This window comes from Actinacidiphila oryziradicis, assembly GCF_005047355.1.
GTDB classification, from domain to species: Bacteria; Actinomycetota; Actinomycetes; order Streptomycetales; family Streptomycetaceae; genus Actinacidiphila; species Actinacidiphila oryziradicis.
The window spans coordinates 1-2,819 of record NZ_SUMC01000276.1; the positions used below are offsets into that span (position 1 = coordinate 1).

The following is a 2,819-nucleotide window of genomic DNA, read 5'->3' on the forward strand; positions in this document are numbered from 1 at the left end:
CGTCGGAGTCGACCGGCCTTCACCAGGTCGGCGCGGCTGACGGTCACGGCGGCGTGCCGCTGGGTGGGCTGGTGGTTGTCCAGATTGATGTGCTCGCCTTCGTAGATGCCGATGGTGATCTCGGCGCCCCCGATGTTCAAGGTGACCAGCGGGGACGGTTCCTCGGCGCGGATGCCGATCGCGATCGGGCCGGTGTACGTGCCCAGGTGCCTGGGCAACCTGGGCCGGCACGCGGGCAGGCACCAGGACGGCCTCGGTCGGCTCGGCGGCTTCGGTGTCGGTCTCCCGCGGCTGGGCGGGGACGTCGGCCACGGTGAGGCGGTAGCGGTCGGACGTGGCCATGCGCAGGGATCTGCCGGACAGTGTGAGGCTCACCATGGTGAGGACGGGCAGGGTGTTGTCCTTCCCGGCGGCGGGCAGCACGCGGGCCAGGTGGCGGAAGAACTCCGGGCCGTCGACGGTGACCACCGGCGGCGCGGCGGGCGGCAGGCTCGGGTACTCCTCCAGCGGGTGCACCGTGACTGGGACCGACACCTGAGACGTCGACGGCTGGTCGCCGTCGACGGTGACGACGGTCTCGGCGGTGGCAGCTCACCCGCGACGGCGGCGGCAAGCGTCTTGGTGAGTTCGTCGTAGAGCCACGGCTGATGCGGGGAACGTCAGCCCGCAGCCTTTGCCTCAGCCTCCACTCGCGCGTCCCAGTCGATCCGGTACCGCTGTTCCCACCCGAGCGACTTCTCGAAGTTCAGCAGACGGAAGAACACCGGCATCGTCACCTGCATCACCTTGCGGCCGATCGGTCCCGGCGTCTTGGTGCGGTTGGTCCTCGCGCCGCGCTTCGTGATCTTCTCGACTCGCTCGCGCCGCACCTGTTCGTACGCCGCGAACGCCGACGTGGCGTCCGGCAGGTCCCGTAGGCAGCGGGCTAGCTGGATCCCGCTCTCGATCGCCAACGACGCGCCTTGGCCGGTGCTGTTGGACGGCGCGTGGACCGCGTCGCCGATCAGCACCATGCGGCCGCGGTGCCAGTGCGGGATCGGCGGCATGATGTGGATCGCGCCGTTGACGGCGAACGTCTCCGGGTCCGTGTTCCGCGCCAGCAGCTCGCCTGGCGTGTCGTCGGCGTAGGTCTCGCGCAGCTGCCGCAGCCATTCCTCGGTCGGGGTCTGGCGCGCTTCGGTCAGCGACAGGTACTGCTTGGACGGCAAGTTGGCGCCCCAGGTGATGCGGCCGTCGGCCTGCTTCCAGTACAGGTAGTACGCCTGGGCGCCGAACGCGAAGGTCATGATGCCCGGTTCGAGGTCGGGCAGGAGGTCGCCGGGGACGTAGCCCTGGAAGCTGAGCAGGCCGGTGTAGCCCGCGCTGGGCGCGTCCGCGTCGATCAGGGTTCTGACGGTGGAGCGGACACCGTCGGCGCCGATCAGGACGTGCGCCGTGGCGGTGGTGCCGTCGGTGAAGTGCGCGGTGACGCCGTCTGGTCCCTCCTGCGCGTCGACCAGGCGCTTGCCGTACTCGAACACGACGCCCGCGTCGGCGGCGCGATCGTGCAGGACGCGGTGCAGGTCGCCGCGTCGGATGAGTTGGAGGGGCTCGACGCCTTCGAGCCCCGGCAGGGCGACCGTCTTGGCCCCGACCGACATGACCGCGCGGGCGATCGGCAGGGAGATGGCTCGGACCGCGTCGCCGGCGCCGATCACGTCGAGGGCGGCCACGCCGTTGGGCGCCAGGGCCAGACTGCCGCCGATGCCTTCGTCCAGCTGCGGGTAGGCCTCGTGGACGACGGCTTCGATGCCCGCCTTGAGCAGGGCCGTCGCGACGACGGGCCCTGCGATGCCGCCGCCGATGACCAGGGCGGTGCGGACGGCGCGCCCGGTGGGCTTTCCGTCGGCGGATGCGTTCGAGGAACTGTTCGTGGACATGCTGGTCTCCTTGTGTGAGTTCTGCGTCGGTTCCTGCGGTGATCGCTTCACCGAAGCCATGCACAAGGGCCCAGCTATCCTTGGGTTGCCACCTCGCGGCCGGGTTCGCCTCGTACGGACTTCGGTTTCGAGAGTGTTCGCGGGGTGGGCTGCCCAACAGCCCCGCCCCGAACGTCGGCGGCGGTGTTGGCGCACCGCCGCCGACGGCGGATCTACTCGGTCTCGCTCTGGTGCGCGGGCGTCGCCCCCTTCTCCGCGAGGTCCACGAGCTCCTGAGGGAGCTCTCCGGTGTCATGGAACGCCTGCCAGGTCGCCAGACCGGGGAACGTCCCCGTCTCGAGCTCGTCGAGCAGCGCGCGCACCCAGGCCGCCTCCGCCTCGACGAGCGCGAGCGTGTACTCGTTCTCGACGAGGAACAGCCGTGGGATGTCCCGCGCATAGGCGGCCATGGAGGCCCGCTGGTCCTCGACGGAGGCCTCCAGCGCGCCCAGACGGGTCCGCAGCAGGGCGATGACCTCGCCGGGCGGCAGGGTCATCTGGACCGACAGCCCGGCGGCGAACCGCGGGCTCTCGGGCTCCGGGGTGGACAGCAGTTCGCGCGTCCAGTCGAGCATCTCCTGGCGGCCTGCCTCGGTGATCCGGTAGATCGTCCGCTCCGGACGCGCGCCTTGGCGGTCCGTGCCGACGATCTCAAGGAAGCCGTGCTTGGCCAGGTTCTGGACGACCGTGTAGAGCGAGCCCCACTTGACACCCATGTCCTGGTCCTTGCCATGGGCCCGGATCAGGGAGGCGATCTCGTAGCGGTGCATCGGCCGCTGCATGACCGTGGCGAGCACCGACAGGGCCATCAGGTTGTCGACCTTGCGCTTCGCGGCCATCGGCGGTCGCCTCCTTCCCGAG

3 protein-coding genes and 1 pseudogene are annotated in these 2,819 nt (G+C 70.5%); all 4 read right to left on the reverse strand.

Annotated features, from left to right (window positions below; translation table 11 throughout):
* The coding region (locus tag FCI23_RS62175; RefSeq protein ID WP_246144935.1) for a hypothetical protein at positions 1–218 on the reverse strand (218 nt) is incomplete at its 3' end.
* Between the two features lie 16 nt (positions 219–234).
* Positions 235–534: pseudogene (locus FCI23_RS64555) on the reverse strand (DNA polymerase III subunit beta family protein); the annotation flags it as partial.
* A 125-nt stretch (positions 535–659) separates the two neighbouring features.
* Positions 660–1,919 (reverse strand): FAD-dependent oxidoreductase, encoded by a 1,260-nt coding sequence (locus tag FCI23_RS55065; protein WP_136731676.1) that lies wholly within the window; start codon positions 1,917–1,919, stop codon positions 660–662.
* 212 nt (positions 1,920–2,131) lie between these two features.
* Positions 2,132–2,819: PadR family transcriptional regulator (locus tag FCI23_RS55070; protein WP_322974071.1), on the reverse strand; the 688-nt coding region annotated here is incomplete at its 5' end.

Bases quoted from the DNA above. Each gene is read 5' to 3' on its own strand.
- FCI23_RS55065 (WP_136731676.1), bottom strand. From the start codon at position 1,919: ATGTCCACGAACAGTTCCTCGAACGCATCCGCCGACGGAAAGCCCACC.